Genomic DNA, 15,984 nt, shown 5'->3' on the forward strand with positions numbered 1-15,984 from the left:
AGATAGGCGCCGCAAAACGCGTAGACGACGTCATCGGCAGATATATCGTGCATATTAAAAATTCCTTCCCTAAACAAAAGACGCTGCACGGGCTTCGCGTCGTGCTTGATTGCGCAAACGGAGCAAGCTACAAGGTCGCACCTACCGTATTTAACGAGCTAGGGGCCGAAACTATCGTCATCGGCGACGAACCTAATGGCAAAAATATTAATGATGCTTGCGGCGCACTAAGCCCGCAAAATTTAGCCTCGGAGGTCAAAAGATTACGCGCCGACGTCGGGTTTGCCTTCGACGGGGATGCCGATAGGCTCGTAGTCGTGGACGAAAACGGCGAGATCATCCATGGCGACGCGCTGCTTGGAATTTTAGCAGTCTATTTGAAAGGAAAAAATCGCTTAGCAGGCAATAAAATGGTAGCCACAGTGATGAGTAATTCTGCGCTGGAGGATTTTTTAGCTAAACACGATATCGCGCTTCATCGCTGCAACGTCGGCGATAAATTTGTACTTGAGACGATGCACGAACTAGGCGCAAATTTCGGCGGCGAGCAGAGCGGGCACGTGATCTTTGGCGATTACGCCAAAACGGGCGACGGCATCGCAAGCGCGCTGCAATTCGCCGCCTGCATGCTGGATATGAAAAAGAAGGCAAGCGAACTTTCGGCTATGCTTAAGCCGTATCCTCAAATTTTACGAAATTTAAAGATCGCGGATAAAAAGCCGCTTGAAAAATTAAAAGGGCTAAAGGAGTTTGAAGCAAGCCTCAAAGCGGACAAAATCCGCTCGCTCTTTCGCTACTCCGGCACCGAGAACGTTATCCGCCTCTTAATCGAGGGCAAAAACGAAAAACTGCTGCAAAAGCGCATGGACGAGGTCGAGAAATTTTTTACCAAAGCCCTAAATGAATAGCGATTTTATAAAATTTTACGGCGCGGCAAACTGCCAGCTCCACACGAAAAGCACAGGCAAAAAAGGCAGGCTTTACATATTCAAATTTGGATTGCAAGATGGCTAAGACCTGTATTAAATTTGTCCTGCTTTTCGCGGTTATTTTTGCAATCGATCAAGCGATCAAAATTCTGTTTTTAAACGGCTTTTCATGGCAGGGGGAGTTTTTTTCGCTAGAGCTTACGCTTAATCGCGGCGTTGCGTTTTCGATGTTTGCGTTTTTGGGCGAAAATTTAAAATTTATCCAGATCGCGCTGATCTCAGCGCTTGCAGCGTATGTATTTTGTCATAAAAAACTCTTTTGCGAGCACTGGATGCCATTTGCGCTGATGCTCGCAGGAGGCTGCTCGAACCTGCTCGATCGCTTCATTCGCGGTGGCGTCGTGGATTACGTCGCGTGGCATAAATGGTTTGAGTTTGCAGTGTTTAATTTCGCCGATGTGATGATAGATCTAGCCGTCGTGATTTTTATTTTTCAGGGCTTACGCACCGCAAAAAAGGAGAAAAATGAAGAGAAATAATTACATCGCTTACGCGCTTTGGTTTTTAGGTGCGTTTTCGTGGATCGCAGCTATGCCGATCGGCGGCGGACTGCATAGAATTTATTGCGGTAAATTTATCAGCGGATTTGCTCAAATCGCGCTATTTTGGCTAGGGAGCTTCACACTATGGTTTTTAGTGGGCTTTTTATTTTGGGCAATTTGGGGAATTTGGATTTTGCTAGATATATTTTTCGTAGGAATTTGGGTGGAAGATTTAAATGCTTTTGCAAGCGAGACCGAGGAAGACGACTACGAGGGGCGTCTAAAAAAAGTCGATGCGCTCTTTGAGCTGTATCAAAAAGGCGCGATTTCTAAAGAAGAATTCGAAGCGAGAAAAGAAATTTTAATGAGAAATTAAGGAGAAAAAATGAGTTACTATTGGTTTAAATTTGTCCATTTTGCGGGCTTTATTTCATGGATGGCGATGCTATTTTATATGCCGCGTCTGTATGTTTATCACGCTGAAAATTTAGACAAGCCGGATTTCGTAAAGGTCGTTAAAAAGATGGAGCGGATGCTGTATCACGCGATCGGCTGGATAGCAATGGCAGTGACGGTTTTTAGCGGCGTGATGCTTATCATTTTAAATCAGGGGCTTATGAAAATGGGATATTTTCATATAAAATTACTAGCCGGAGTTTTGCTAATCTGTTATCATTTGTGGCTGTATTATTATATGTATAAATTTGAAAAAAACGAGTGCCACAGGAGCGGAAAATACTTCCGTGCGATCAACGAAGGCCCTACGATCATAATGTTTATAATACTTTATGCGATGCTAATAATGCCGAATTTACCGAGCAACTAGCCCGTTTTGATAAAAATTTAATTAAAATTTGCATAAAATTAGAGCAAAATTTTAAAGGAAGCATGTGCAACATATCATTAAGAAAATTTTATCAAGTGAAAGTAGCGCCGGCGTTATATTACTTCTATCCGCGGTTTTTGCGATCATAGCTCAAAACATAGAATTTTTATCAAAGTATTACGAAGCGTTTTTGCATTTGAGTTTTACCATAGGCGTGGGTTCTGCGAAGCTCGACGAATCGATGCATTTTTTAGTAAACGACGTGCTTATGGCGATATTTTTCTTTGCCATTGGACTTGAGCTTAAGCGCGAAAAAATCGAAGGGCAGCTGCGCCATTTCTCTCAAATTTTACTTCCTAGCTTCGCGGCTCTGGGCGGAGTAATGATGCCTGCGATCATATTTTCGATCATCAACTGGGGCGATGCCGTCGCGATGAAGGGCTGGGCGATCCCAACGGCGACCGACATAGCCTTTGCCGTGGGCGTGATGGCACTTTTAGGCAAAAAAATCCCGGCTAGCCTTAAAATTTTTGTTTTGACGCTTGCGATAATGGACGATCTGTGTGCAATTTTAATCATCGCTTTGTTTTATTCCTCTACCATAAACGCAATCTATCTAGGCGGCGCAGCTGCCTGTGTCGCAATAATGTTAGCGATGAGCAGACTTGGCGTTGATAAAAAGCTTCCGTTTATCATCGTAGCCGTCGTACTGTGGGTGATGGTACTAAACTCCGGTATCCACGCGACCATCGCAGGAGTGCTTGCGGGCTTTTGTATCCCGCTTAAGACCCGCTCGGGCTCTATGCTAAAGGATATGGAGCACGGACTAGCCTACCCAGTAAATTTTTTCATCTTGCCGATCTTTGCCTTTACAAACGCAGGCGTTTCGCTAGCGGGCATTAGTCCTAGCTTCCTTTTCGGCCCGGTACCGATGGGCATTATGCTCGGACTATTTTTCGGTAAACAGATAGGAATTTTTGCCTTCAGCTGGATCTTAATCAAAGCTAAAATTGCTTACATGCCCGAAAACGCGGGCTGGCCGCAGCTTTACGCAGTAGCAATTATCTGTGGTATCGGCTTTACGATGGCGCTTTTCGTCGATGGCCTCGCATACGGCGGTAGCGATATGTATCATTACACGGACAAGCTTGCGGTATTTTTAGGCTCAATAATTTCCGGTGTAATTGGATTTTTCGTCGCAAAAGCAGTCGCGGTAAAACAAAGCTAAAATCCGTAAAGGGTTAGAGTCTTAAAATTCTACGAGTAACACAAAATTTCAAAATTCTACCGCTCAAAAAATTCCAAAAATTTTAAGAGCGGCTCTAAATTTTAAAATTTATAAGCTAGAAATTTTGGCTTGAAATTATGTTTAATCTAAGTACAGCTTAAATCACTAAAATTCCCGCATTTTGCATTAAGTTTAGCGCGCATTCGTCGTAGTAGCCGCGCTCATGATTCGGCGCATCGTAGGTAGCTACCGCACCTCGCGGAACGATGACGTCCTTATCGGCGTCAGTTTCGTTGAGATAGGTGCGCAGGCTAAGCGCAAACTGCATCACGCAGATGTCGGTGCAACAGCCCGTAATCACAAATCGATCGAAGCCGCCCAAAATTTTCTTATCCAAATTATGAAAGCCGTTCGTGCTGCGTTTAAAAGTGACGTTTTGCTCGCTTACGTAGGGTGCGAGCTCCTCGATCACCTCCGCTTCGGGCGAGCCAACTAGACAATGGACCGGGTAGCGCTTCATCTCCAAATCCCGCTCGGCGTGAGCGTCGCAGATGAAATGCACGTTTTTCGTCGCCTCAATCTGTTTAAGCACCGCAGGAGCGATCTTTGCTATGCTAGGATCGGCCATCGCGCCGAATTTTACGAAGCCGTTTAGCATATCGATCACAAATACCAAAGTTTTCATCAAAACTCCTTATAAATTTCAGGTTTCATATCTTTTAAAAGATCCATTTTAGCGCGAAATTTTAAAATTTCATCTAAATCCGCTCGAGCAATCTTCACGGCCTCTTTTTTGCCTAGGCGCGCGACGATCTCACCGCCCGGACCGATCAGCATGGAATTTCCGCCGAAACTCTCGCCCTGCCCCGTATCGCCGCAGCCGTTTACCGCGCAGATAAAAATTTGATTTTCGATTGCGCGGGCCTTAGCGAGCGTGATAAAATGCTCTATGCGGCTCTGCGCAAACTGCGCGATCACAAAAACTATCTGCGCGCCGCGAAGCGCTAAAGCGCGAAAAATTTCACAAAAGCGCAGATCGTAGCAGACCGCGACGCCGATTTTGACCGCGCGATTTTTAAATTTAATCTCGCAAATGCCTAGCTTATCACCGCCGCTTACGATCTCATTTTCGCGAGCGAACGAGAAGGCGTGGATCTTGTCGTAGCGTAAAATTTCGGCTCCGTTTTGATAGATGAAAGCGGAATTGTAAATTTTATCTTGCTTAGAATTTATCGCTCCGCCAATCAAAACAGCGCCACAGTTTTGCGAAATTTCGCTTAAAAATCCCTTCGTTCGCGCAGATCCCGCGTCGGCTAAGCGCTTGAAATTTTGTACGCAAAAGCCCGTGTTAAAGGCCTCTGGCAGCACTACTACGTCCGCGCCGCGTTTTAACGCGCGATCGATCAGCCCGCGCGCTCGGATAAAATTTTGCTCGCAATCTACGGAATTTTGAGCCATTTTCACGTCCATTTGCAAAATAGCAATTTTCATAAAACCTCCTATTTAGGCGCTAAGCGCATAACATTTGCATGCGTAAGCGCGATAGCTATGGCATCCGTAATATCAAGCGGCTTAATCTCCTTATTAATCCCCAAAATCCGCTTCACCATAAACGCAACTTGCTCTTTCGCAGCCTTTGCCTTTCCTGTGACAGATTTTTTTACCTGAAGCGGCGTATATTCGGCAAAATTTCCAAAAATTTGTAAAATTTTAAGGGCCAGCGCGCCGCGAAACTGAGCGAGCTTTAAAACAGACTGCGGATTATAGGCGTAAAACATCGATTCTATCGCGACCTCATCGATTTTATGAGCGCTAAAAATTTGATCAATTGCCTCGCTCATCTGCGTCATTTGAAATTGAACGTTTTCGGCCTTCATTTTCACAAGTCCCGCCTCTATGAGAGTAATTTTATTCACATCTTTTTCCAAAATCGCATAGCCTAAATTTCTAGTTCCCGGATCAATTCCTAAAATTTTCATAACCACCTTTCGCACTTATTCACAGTTTAATCACCGGTGAATAAACTGAAATTTACCGCAAATTTAGTGAAATTTAGCTAAAATAGCGGCTTAATTTATAAGGGAATTCAATGGCGACGTCGCAAGCACAAGAAATTTTATCGAATTTAGAGAAGGAAATTTTACCTACCGAATACTCTAGATACATTAAAAATTTGAAATTTAACGATAAAAACTCGACCCCGGAATTTTTCATTTATAACGCAACTAACGAGTTTATAGCCAAATATGCCCAGACAAAATACGGCACTAAGATAAAAGAGCTTATCAAAAAACAGTTCGGGCTTAACGACGTAATCGTCAAAATCACCTCAAAAGCTAAAATTTCGCCGAAAGAAAAGGTAAAAATCATCTCGGAAAAGCCAAAGAGCACGATTCTAAGCGAAAATTATAATTTTGAAAATTTTATCATCGGCGATTCAAATAAATTTGCCTTCGAGTGTTCGGTATCCGTCGCGAAAGAGCCCGGAATTCGCTTTAATCCGCTCTTTATCTACGGACCTAGCGGGCTTGGAAAAACTCACTTGCTTCAATCGATCGGAAATTACTGCATTAAAAAAGGCAAAACCGTCATTTGCGTCACCAGCGAGCAGTTTGCTAATGATTTTGTTTTTAATCTCAAAAACAACTCAATCGATAAATTTAAACAAAAATACCGCAACTGCGACGTTTTGCTCATCGACGATATTCAATTTTTGATCGGGCGCGACAAAGCTCAAGAGGAGCTTTTTTATACATTCAACGAGCTAAAAGACAAAAACTGCCAAATCGTGCTAACCAACGACCTGCCGCCGAAATTTTTAAAAGGTTTTGAAAATCGCCTCACGACGCGTTTTGAAAGCGGCATCATAGCAAATATCACTCCGCCGGATCTAGAAACTAAAATCGCCATCATCAATAAAAAAAGTGAGGAAAATCGCGTTAGAATTCCACACGATGTCGTAGAATATATTGCTGCAAATATGGGTGATAATATCCGCGAGATCGAAGGCGCAATAAACAAACTAAATGCCTATTCCTCGATACTTCGCACAAAGATCACGCTGGAATTTACCAAAAGTACGCTGCAAGATCAAATTCACCAAAAATATTCAAGCGTGAGCCTTGAACACGTCATAGAGGTGATTTCGAAAGAACTAAACGTAAAACCTAGCGAACTAAAGAGCAAAACGCGAGCTAAAAACGTCGTCAAAGCACGCCAAATTTGCATATATCTAACCAAACAGTTAACTCAAAACTCAATGCCTAAAATCGCCGCATTTTTTAATCTAAAAGATCACAGCGCCATCAGCAAAAATATCAAAAAAATCAACGAGCTCATTCAAACCGACGAGATGTTAAAGATAAAGATCGAAGAACTAAAAAACAAAATAACCAAAAAGGATAAGAATGAAATTTAGACTTTATGAAAATAAAGCAAAAAAGGTGAATGAAAGTGAATAAAACAAAGCTACTTACTCACTGGATAAACTACCTAAAGACAAGCTTTAGGATAAGTTTTTCACAAAAACCTCTTACCAACTATTACAACGATAAAAATTTAAAAGGATAAAAATATGAAAGTGTTAATCACTAAAAAACTTTTAGAAGAGATAGTTTCCAATACCAGCTCCTATCTCGATAAGAAAGATCTAAGCTCGATAACTTCGCATCTTTTGATGAGCGCTAAAGATGGAATTTTTAGTATAAAAGCTACCGATCATGAAATTGGTTTGAGCTACAATCTACAAAATGTCTCGATAGAAACAGAGGGAGAAGCTACAGCAAACGGAGGCAAACTTCTTAGCGTTATTAAAGGCTTAAGCGACGATAACGTTACTTTAGAAACTGTCAACGGAGCACTATTTGTAAAGCAAAAAAAATCCAAGTACAAGCTTCCGATGTTTGAGACGAGGGATTTTCCGAGCTTTCCTACAATAGATGGTAAAAACAGCTTTGACATAAATGCTGGAATTTTAGGCAGAAGCCTTAAAAAGATCTATCCGTCGATCGATACGAACAATCCAAAATATGAGCTGAACGGCGCTTTAATCGACGTAAAAGAGGGCTTTTTAAATTTAGTCGGAACCGATACAAAGCGACTTAGCGTTTATAAACTAATCACTCAGTCAAAAGCGGGCGAGCTAGATACTAAAATTTTAATCCCTAAAAAGGCAATAGGCGAAATTCAAAAGCTATTTTCAGACAAGATTAAAATTTACTACGACGAAAACGTGCTGCTAGCTGTGAGCGAGAATTTTGAGTTTTTTACGAAGCTTATAAACGGCAAATTTCCAAACTACGAGCGTGTGATCCCAAACGATACGGCATATAAAATTTTAATTCCGCGCGATAAGATGGTAAGCGGCGTGCGAGCGATAAACGCGATGTGCGAGGAGATGAAGGTTACCATTAAGAAGGACGTAATGGTTTTTGAGAGCATCAACGAGGACAATTCCGAGGCAAAAACCGAAATTGAAGCAGCGATCGAGATAAACGGCGAGATAGTTTTCGGCGTGAAAAATCGCTTTTTGCTCGATTTTTTAAGTAGCATCGAGAGCGAAATTTTTGAGCTTGATTTTAACAGCTCCGATACGGCGTTTGTGCTTAGCGCGGATGGTTTAAAAACGGTCGTCATGCCGATAAATAATATTTAAAGGAAAAATATGAAACAAAATTACGGCGCCAGTAATATTAAAGTTTTAAAAGGTCTTGAGGCTGTTAGAAAGCGCCCTGGAATGTATATCGGAGACACCAACATCGGCGGACTTCATCATATGATTTATGAGGTTGTAGATAATTCGATCGATGAGGCGATGGCAGGGTACTGTGACACGATCGATGTCGAGATCACTAGCGAAGGAAGCTGTATCGTTAGCGATAACGGTCGTGGGATTCCCGTTGATATACATCCGACCGAAAAAATTCCTGCCGCGACGGTGGTTCTAACCGTGCTTCACGCAGGCGGTAAATTTGACAAAGACACTTATAAAGTCTCCGGCGGTCTGCACGGCGTGGGCGTTAGCGTTGTAAATGCGCTTTCAAAAAAGCTCGTTGCTACGATCAAACGTGACGGAAATATTTATAGACAAGAATTTGCCAAAGGAATTCCTACTACCGAGCTTGAAAAGATAAAGACTACTAATCGCACGGGCACTACGATCGAGTTTTGGCCCGACGGCGAAATTTTTGAAATTTTAGAATTTGACGATGAAATTTTATCAAAAAGATTTCGCGAGCTAGCGTATCTAAATCCAAAAATTACGATAAATTTTAAAGATAATCGCACGGGCAGAGACGAGCACTTTCACTTCGAAGGCGGTTTGGAGAGCTTTGTAAATGATATGAATAAAGCGCCTGCCATATCCAAAGCCGTATCGTTTAGTGATAGCGCGGATGATGTTATGGTCGATTTTGCGCTGATGTATAACGAAACGTATAGTGAAAATTTATTAAGCTTCGTAAATAATATCAAAACTCCGGACGGTGGTACGCACGAGGCGGGTTTTAGAGCGGGTCTTACTCGAGCGATAACAAATTACGTCGCGGCAAATGCGGCTGCACGCGAAAAGGACACGAAGATCACCGGCGACGACGTTCGCGAGGGACTCATCGCGGTAATTAGCGTAAAGGTTCCCGAACCGCAGTTCGAGGGACAGACGAAGGGGAAATTAGGTTCCAGTTACGTTAAGCCGATCGTGCAAAAGATGGCGTTTGAGGTGCTTAGTAAATATTTTGAAGAAAATCCGATCGAAGCGCGCGCCATTATGAATAAGGCTCTTTTAGCCGCTCGCGGTCGTGAAGCGGCAAAAAAAGCACGCGATCTAACACGCAAAAAAGACAATATAAATTCCGTAGGCACCCTTCCCGGAAAGTTAGCCGATTGTCAGAGTAAAGATGCAAACATTAGCGAAATTTATCTAGTCGAGGGCGATAGCGCGGGCGGTTCGGCGAAGCAGGGAAGAGACCGCGTGTTTCAAGCGATCCTGCCGCTTAGAGGTAAAATTTTAAACGTAGAAAAGGCGCGCCTAGATAGAATTTTACAATCCGAAGAGATTAAAAATATGATCACGGCCTTTGGTTGCGGTATCGGAGAGGAATTTAACGAAGAGAAGCTTCGCTATCACAAAATCATCATTATGACCGATGCGGACGTTGACGGTAGCCATATTCAGACACTGCTTCTAACTTTTTTCTTTAGATTTTTGCGCCCTGTTGTCGAAAACGGCTATGTTTATCTGGCACAGCCGCCGCTTTTTAGATATAAAAAGGGCAAAAAAGAGATCTATCTAAAAGACGAAAAGGCGCTTAGCGAGTTTTTGATCGAAACCGGCATCGATATGGGCGAGTTCGAAGGCATCGGCAACGAGGATCTGATCGATTATCTAAAAATCGTCTCAAACTACCGCTCACTTCTAAATGAGCTTAAAAAGCGCTTCAGCGTGCTTAGCGCGATCAGATTTTTGATAGAAAACGACGAAGCGCGAAGCCTCGGCTACGAGGAGCTATTTGAAATTTTAAAACCGCGCCTAGAAAGTGAAGGATTTAATATCTTAAATTCCTACGTAAATGATGAAGGCATTAGAATTTACGTTCAGACGCCAAGCGGTCTAGAACAGCTCGTGATAGATGAGAATTTATTCGGCAATTATATCTTTGAAGAGGCGATCAGAGTTTATTCTAAGATCAAAGAGCGGGATGTAAGCTTTGGCAAGGATTTTATTGAAATTTTAGACGAAATCGAAAAAAGCTCGAAAAAAGGCGCTTATATTCAGCGCTATAAAGGTCTTGGAGAGATGAATCCGGAGCAGCTTTGGGAAACCACTATGAGCCCTGAAAATAGAAGGCTTTTAAAAATTAGCATTGCAGACGCACAAAGTGCTAGTGATACCTTTAATCTTTTTATGGGTGACGAGGTTGAACCGCGTAGGAACTACATCCAAGATCATGCCAAAGATGTTAAACACTTGGATATATAATGTCTGTTCTATTTAGTGAGACCAAAGAGCGCGAAAACCGCTTCATAACGGCACTTAAAATTTCGGTACCGTTTACCTGCGTTTTGATTGTTTTCGGAATTATTTTATTCCGAAACGGCGAGTTTAAATTTGACGACGTAATTTTGTTTTTGATACTTTTGATCTGCTATGTTTATTATGTCATCTATCAAATTTACTTTGGCTTTCAAAAGACGCTGATCGATCCCGTTACTCACGTATTCGTGCGCGAGGAGATCGAGAAAATTTTAAGTAATGATCTAGCCAAAAATCGTCAAATAAATATCGTTCTTTTGCGAATTAAAAATATCATCGACATAAACGATCGATACGGTTATAAAAACGGCGATGAAATTTTATACGAGTATTGTAAGGAACTTTCAAATTTTATGGCGGAGCAGGGTTTTAAGGACCTTCCGATCGGGCGCTTTATAAACGGCTACTTTGTATTCGGCGTAGAATCAAAAGCTACAAATTTAAGTCATATTTTGCGAATGTTTGAGCATAAAATTTCAAGTCAAACGATTAAAAATGTAGAGATAAAAAGCGAATTTGCAATGCTTCCAAGTTCATATGATCGCAATCTAAATAATATTGTAAATGCGCTATTTTATAAGATAAATCACCTGGACGACGAAGAGCACGGCGAGAAGGCTATTGACGTAGAGAAAGTATTAATAGACGTATTTTCTGCCGACGTTATGGAAGCGATCGATAGTGAAAATTTCAGCTTTAAATATCAGCACGTCGCGGATAAAAACGGGGTAAAATCTCATATAAATTTAATTCCGAAGCTTGATCTAAGAAGCGGCGAAAAGATCACAAAAAGTAGAATTTTAGATATTTTGCTTCTAAATCATTACGATATTAAATACGATATTTCGATGATGAGGCAGATTTCTAGGATCATCTATTTTAAGGATATCGACGCTAAAATTTTCATCGAGGTCATGCCTCAGACTCTGCGAAATAACGAGTTTCGCAATGAAATTTTAAAGCTCATCGACAATAATCTGATAGATCCGAAAAAGATCGTGTTCGAGTTTAACGAAAAGCTCATCTACCCGGAGATCAAGCGGTTTGAAGAAATTTTGATAAAATTTCACGAGCTCGGCTTCGGTTTTGCGCTGTCGCAGTTCGGCGGCTCAAACGCTAGCTTTGAGTATTTAAAGTTTCTAAACGTCGATTTTATCGTTTATGATATAGAATTTAACAAAAATTTAGACGATGAAAAGATTAAAAATATATTTATAGGCATCAACGAAGCCTGCGCAAAATCGAGCATCAAAACCGTAATGCGCTTTGTAGATAAGCAGGAATTTCAAATGCAGCTTTATAAAATGGGTATCGATTATATTCAGGGATTTTGCGTCGAAAAGCCGAACGATATATCGAATTTAAGGAGATCATAGTGAGATATGGCGAAGAGGAAATTGAGAAATTTGACATAGAAAAGATGGAAGTTTGGCCCAATAAACAAAAGCGCGATTATCTTATAAAAATAACCCTACCTGAGTTTTGCTGCCGCTGTCCGCGCTCGGGCTATCCGGACTTTGCGACGATCTATTTGGAATATATCCCCGATAAGCTCGTAGTTGAACTTAAAGCGATTAAAATTTACATAAATTCCTTTATGGATCGCTACATCAGCCACGAAGATAGCATAAATGAAATTTACGGCGCGCTGCAAAGCAAGCTAAAGCCTAAATTTATGAAAATCAGGGGCGATTTTAATCCGCGCGGCAACGTCCACACGGTAATCGAAATAAATTCGGATCAAATTTACCGATGATAAGCTCAAATTTAGTCGAACAAATTTTTAAATCCGCAAGCATTAGTCGCTGGAATGATTACCCAAAGATGGTGAGTTTAGTCGAGCTCGACAAGCAGGCGCATAAATTTATTATCGCTTATTTTATCGCTAGCTTTGAGCGCGACGTGGATATCAACTACGTCATCGAAGCGGGGATTTTCGAGTTTTTAGCGCGTATCGTAGTAACCGACATCCGTCCGGACGTCTTTCATCAGATCCAAAAAACCAAGAAAAAAAAGATCAACGAATGGGTTCTAAGTGTCCTGGAAAGCGATCTTTTGCCTATTCAAAATGGCGAGTTTTTAGATCGATTTAAAAAATATCTAAATTCCAAAGATCATAAGAAAGAAGCCGTAATCTTAAAGGCGGCAAGTTACCTTTCTACGCGATGGGAATTTAACATCGTCTATCAAACGAGCCAGTTTTTAAATGACATCGAGGAGTTAAAAGCCAAGGTCGAGGAGGAGCTCGAGGATTATTACGAACTCATCGGCGTGCGAAAGATCGTGATGAATAAAAAGCTCGCCCGTATAGTCGATCTTAGCGGCAGACTTCGTTTTCAAAGACGCTGGGCGCAGACGCCGCGCATCCCTGAGACATCGGTGCTAGGGCACATGCTGGTAGTTGCAATTTTAAGTTACTTTTTCTCACTTGAAGTTGGTGCGTGCCGCTCGCGCACGGCGTATAATTTTTTCTGCGCGTTATTTCACGATCTACCAGAAAGTCTAACTCGCGACATTATTAGCCCCGTAAAATACGGCGTCAAGGGCCTTAGCGACATCATCGGCGAATATGAGATGCGGCTAATAGACGATAAAATTTTACCCTTCGTGCCGGAACATATGCGAGATGATTTTAGCTATATTTTAGGCATCCGCAAAGAGGGTGGTAAATTTATAAAAGATGAGTTTGAAAACCGCACCTTCGAGCTAGGCAAGGAGCCTAAATTTGCAGAAGGTAGCCTAAAGATGTTTAACGAAGATAAATTTCGCGCAATCGACGGCAAGGCGCTTAAGTATTGCGACAAACTGGCGGCGTTTTTTGAGGCGGGGATTTCGATTAGCTACGGCGTAAAGAGCAAGGAGTTGCTTAGCGGGTATAATTCGATGCTAGAGTTTTTCAAAGCCAAGCCAAAAATCGAAGGCGTCGATTTTCAGAGTGTTTGCGAGGATTTCAAAGAGCATTTCGGGCTTAATAGGATCGATTTGTAAAACCCCTTCCCAGATGGCTGCGGCACATGCGAGATCTAAGTGCTCTGCTGTATTCCTACCCTGAAGCGGTGCCTAAAAAAAGCATTGCACAGGTCTAAGAAAGGGCAAACGGGATTATATGGAAATGTTTCTTAAAGTAAGGTTATAAATGAATTTCAAAAATCATCTTTTATCCGTATTTCGCGAGGTCTTTATCCCTCATCATCGCTCTATCGAGTTTAGAGCTAAAATTTTTGCCGCGATGCTACTTGCTAAAAAAAAGCAGACCGACGAGGATTATGATGCGATCAAAGATATAGCTGGCGAAATTTACGTAGGCGACGAGCAGCGCATCGGCGTGCTGGTCTCCATCGTAAAAGAGTATATCTTAAAGGCAAAGACCTATAAAAGCCTAAATTTAGACTCGCTTCTAAAAGAGATCGACAGAGATATCAAAAATAACAAAAAATATATCAAAAAGATTGATTTTTCACATCTTCGCCGTCTGATTAGCGACGATGACGAGGACGCGTTGATCCAACAGCGCGTGTATGAGTTTTTTGTCTGCGAAGTCAAAGAGTACTCGTAAATTTTTATCTTAAGAATTTTTTTAGTATAATCATCAGTTTTTGAAATTATAAACGGAGAGAAATTTGGAAAATATCAGAAATATCGCGGTTATCGCGCACGTTGATCACGGCAAGACCACTATCGTAGATGAGCTTTTAAAACAGTCCGGCACCTTTGGTAATCACCAAGAAGTCGGCGAGCGCGTGATGGACAGCAACGACATAGAGCGCGAGCGAGGTATTACGATCCTATCCAAAAACACCGCCATCCACTACGGCGGCGTTAAAATCAACATTATCGACACTCCGGGCCACGCCGATTTCGGCGGCGAGGTCGAGCGCGTGCTAAAGATGGTCGACGGCGTGCTTTTGCTCGTCGATGCGCAAGAAGGCGTTATGCCGCAGACAAAATTTGTCGTGAAAAAGGCGCTATCTTTGGGGCTCAGGCCGATCGTAGTCGTAAATAAAATCGATAAGCCCGCAGCCGATCCGGACCGCGTAGTAAATGAAATTTTCGATCTTTTCGTAGCGCTTGACGCAAACGACGAGCAGCTTGAGTTCCCCGTCATCTATGCCGCGGCTAAAAACGGCTATGCAAAATACGATTTAAGCGATGAGAGCACCGATATGAAGCCGCTTTTTGAGACGATTATCTCTCACGTCCCTACTCCGAGTGGTAGCGACGATAATCCTTTGCAGCTGCAGGTTTTCACGCTTGATTACGACAACTACGTCGGTAAGATCGGCATCGCTAGAATTTTTAACGGCACGATAAACAAAAACCAAAGCGTTATGCTAGCCAAAGCCGACGGTACGCACATCAACGGCAGAATTTCAAAACTCATCGGCTTTAACGGGCTTGAGCGCGCCGACATTGACGCGGCGGGCACCGGCGACATCGTGGCGATCGCGGGCTTTGACGCGCTTGACGTAGGCGATAGCATCGTCGATCCCAATAACCCGATCCCGCTTGATGCGCTGCATATCGAAGAGCCGACCCTTAGCGTAATTTTTAGTGTAAATGACGGACCGCTAGCCGGCACGGAGGGCAAATTCGTAACCTCAAATAAGATCGACGAGCGCTTAGAAGCGGAGATGAAAACTAACATCGCGATGCGCTATGAAAACGCGGGCGAGGGCAAATTTAAAGTAAGCGGTCGCGGCGAGCTGCAGATCACGATTTTGGCCGAGAATATGCGCCGCGAGGGCTTTGAGTTTTGCCTCGGGCGCCCGGAAGTTATCATCAAAGAGATCGACGGCATCAAATGCGAGCCTTTCGAGCATCTAGTTATCGACGCGCCCGATGATTGCACCGGCACCGTCATCGAAAAGCTCGGTCGCAAAAAGGCCGAGATGAAGGTGATGAACCCTACCGGCGACGGACAGACGCGTATGGAGTTTGAGATCCCGGCGCGCGGTCTTATCGGCTTTCGCTCGCAGTTTTTGACCGATACTCGAGGCGAAGGCGTGATGAACCATAGCTTTTTGGAATTCCGCCCTTTCATCGGCGCGGTCGAGAAGCGACAAAACGGCGCGCTCGTGAGTATGGAAAACGGAGTGGCGCTAGGATACAGCCTGTGGAACCTGCAAGATCGCGGCGTGCTTTTTATCGCTCCGCAGGCAAAGGTCTATCTAGGCATGATCATCGGCGAGCACAGCCGCCCGAACGATCTGGACGTTAATCCGATCAAGGGCAAAAATTTAACCAACGTCCGCGCGAGCGGCAGCGACGATGCGATCAAGCTCGTGCCGCCGCGTGCGCTAAATTTAGAGCGCGCGCTGGAGTGGATCGAAGAGGACGAGCTTGTGGAGGTTACGCCCGTAAATATCCGCGTGCGTAAGCGATACCTGGACCCTACGACGCGCAGACGAATGGCTAAAAAATAGAATTTC

Annotated in this window: 15 protein-coding genes, 1 other RNA gene and 1 pseudogene; 13 read left to right on the forward strand and 4 right to left on the reverse strand. The window is 43.1% G+C overall.

Annotation, left to right across the window (positions count from 1 at the left end; translation table 11 throughout):
- The 5 genes and pseudogenes from glmM to nhaA all read left to right on the forward strand — a co-directional run.
- A pseudogene (glmM, locus tag Q0413_RS01730) lies at positions 1-908 on the forward strand (phosphoglucosamine mutase); the annotation flags it as partial.
- 98 nt (positions 909-1,006) lie between these two features.
- Positions 1,007-1,468: a signal peptidase II gene (gene lspA / locus Q0413_RS01735; protein WP_298986668.1), complete on the forward strand. Its 462-nt coding sequence runs from the start codon at positions 1,007-1,009 to the stop codon at positions 1,466-1,468.
- Positions 1,455-1,847 (forward strand): SHOCT domain-containing protein, encoded by a 393-nt coding sequence (locus Q0413_RS01740; RefSeq protein WP_298986670.1) that lies wholly within the window; start codon positions 1,455-1,457, stop codon positions 1,845-1,847. The genes lspA and Q0413_RS01740 overlap by 14 nt, the downstream gene beginning before the upstream one ends.
- Positions 1,848-1,856: 9 nt before the next feature.
- On the forward strand, positions 1,857-2,297 hold the full coding sequence (locus tag Q0413_RS01745) for a CopD family protein (protein WP_298986672.1): 441 nt from the start codon (positions 1,857-1,859) through the stop codon (positions 2,295-2,297).
- A gap of 64 nt (positions 2,298-2,361) precedes the next feature.
- Complete coding sequence (gene nhaA / locus Q0413_RS01750; RefSeq protein ID WP_298986674.1) at positions 2,362-3,525, forward strand: Na+/H+ antiporter NhaA; 1,164 nt, start codon at positions 2,362-2,364, stop codon at positions 3,523-3,525.
- 157 nt (positions 3,526-3,682) lie between these two features.
- Here the strand turns inward: nhaA and Q0413_RS01755 are convergent, their stop codons facing one another.
- From Q0413_RS01755 to ruvC, 3 genes are read right to left on the reverse strand one after another with little or no spacing between them, the layout of a single operon-like run.
- A complete protein-coding gene (locus tag Q0413_RS01755) occupies positions 3,683-4,210 on the reverse strand; it encodes an isochorismatase family cysteine hydrolase (RefSeq protein ID WP_298986676.1) in 528 nt (175 codons plus the stop codon).
- On the reverse strand, positions 4,210-5,016 hold the full coding sequence (locus Q0413_RS01760) for a nitrilase-related carbon-nitrogen hydrolase (RefSeq protein ID WP_298986678.1): 807 nt from the start codon (positions 5,014-5,016) through the stop codon (positions 4,210-4,212). The genes Q0413_RS01755 and Q0413_RS01760 overlap by 1 nt, the downstream gene beginning before the upstream one ends.
- A gap of 8 nt (positions 5,017-5,024) precedes the next feature.
- Entirely contained in the window at positions 5,025-5,504 is a 480-nt protein-coding gene (ruvC, locus tag Q0413_RS01765) for a crossover junction endodeoxyribonuclease RuvC (RefSeq protein ID WP_297896908.1), read from the reverse strand.
- A 110-nt stretch (positions 5,505-5,614) separates the two neighbouring features.
- Between ruvC and dnaA the strand changes: the two genes are divergently transcribed.
- The 6 genes from dnaA to Q0413_RS01795 all read left to right on the forward strand — a co-directional run bounded on the left by dnaA (position 5,615) and on the right by Q0413_RS01795 (position 13,543).
- Entirely contained in the window at positions 5,615-6,943 is a 1,329-nt protein-coding gene (gene dnaA / locus Q0413_RS01770; RefSeq protein WP_298986682.1) for a chromosomal replication initiator protein DnaA, read from the forward strand.
- Between the two features lie 156 nt (positions 6,944-7,099).
- Entirely contained in the window at positions 7,100-8,179 is a 1,080-nt protein-coding gene (gene dnaN, locus Q0413_RS01775) for a DNA polymerase III subunit beta (RefSeq protein ID WP_298986684.1), read from the forward strand.
- 9 nt (positions 8,180-8,188) lie between these two features.
- A complete protein-coding gene (gyrB, locus tag Q0413_RS01780; RefSeq protein WP_298986686.1) occupies positions 8,189-10,501 on the forward strand; it encodes a DNA topoisomerase (ATP-hydrolyzing) subunit B in 2,313 nt (770 codons plus the stop codon).
- A complete protein-coding gene (locus tag Q0413_RS01785) occupies positions 10,501-11,931 on the forward strand; it encodes an EAL domain-containing protein (protein ID WP_298986688.1) in 1,431 nt (476 codons plus the stop codon). Before gyrB ends, Q0413_RS01785 begins: the two co-directional genes overlap by 1 nt.
- Entirely contained in the window at positions 11,931-12,311 is a 381-nt protein-coding gene (gene queF, locus Q0413_RS01790) for a preQ(1) synthase (RefSeq protein WP_298986691.1), read from the forward strand. The genes Q0413_RS01785 and queF overlap by 1 nt, the downstream gene beginning before the upstream one ends.
- Positions 12,308-13,543, forward strand: a complete 1,236-nt coding sequence (locus Q0413_RS01795; RefSeq protein ID WP_298986693.1) for an HD domain-containing protein — start codon at positions 12,308-12,310, stop codon at positions 13,541-13,543. The genes queF and Q0413_RS01795 overlap by 4 nt, the downstream gene beginning before the upstream one ends.
- A gap of 3 nt (positions 13,544-13,546) precedes the next feature.
- Here the strand turns inward: Q0413_RS01795 and ffs are convergent.
- An RNA gene (gene ffs, locus Q0413_RS01800) (signal recognition particle sRNA small type) lies at positions 13,547-13,644 on the reverse strand.
- Positions 13,645-13,691: 47 nt separating this feature from the next.
- Here ffs and Q0413_RS01805 point away from each other — a divergent pair.
- Together Q0413_RS01805 and typA are read left to right on the forward strand one after the other, a co-directional pair.
- On the forward strand, positions 13,692-14,111 hold the full coding sequence (locus tag Q0413_RS01805) for a hypothetical protein (protein WP_298986695.1): 420 nt from the start codon (positions 13,692-13,694) through the stop codon (positions 14,109-14,111).
- A gap of 64 nt (positions 14,112-14,175) precedes the next feature.
- Positions 14,176-15,978 (forward strand): translational GTPase TypA, encoded by a 1,803-nt coding sequence (typA, locus tag Q0413_RS01810; protein WP_297881489.1) that lies wholly within the window; start codon positions 14,176-14,178, stop codon positions 15,976-15,978.
- Positions 15,979-15,984: the final 6 nt, after the last annotated feature.

It is taken from the genome of uncultured Campylobacter sp. (genome assembly GCF_938045465.1).
In the GTDB taxonomy this organism is placed as follows: Bacteria; Campylobacterota; Campylobacteria; order Campylobacterales; family Campylobacteraceae; genus Campylobacter_B.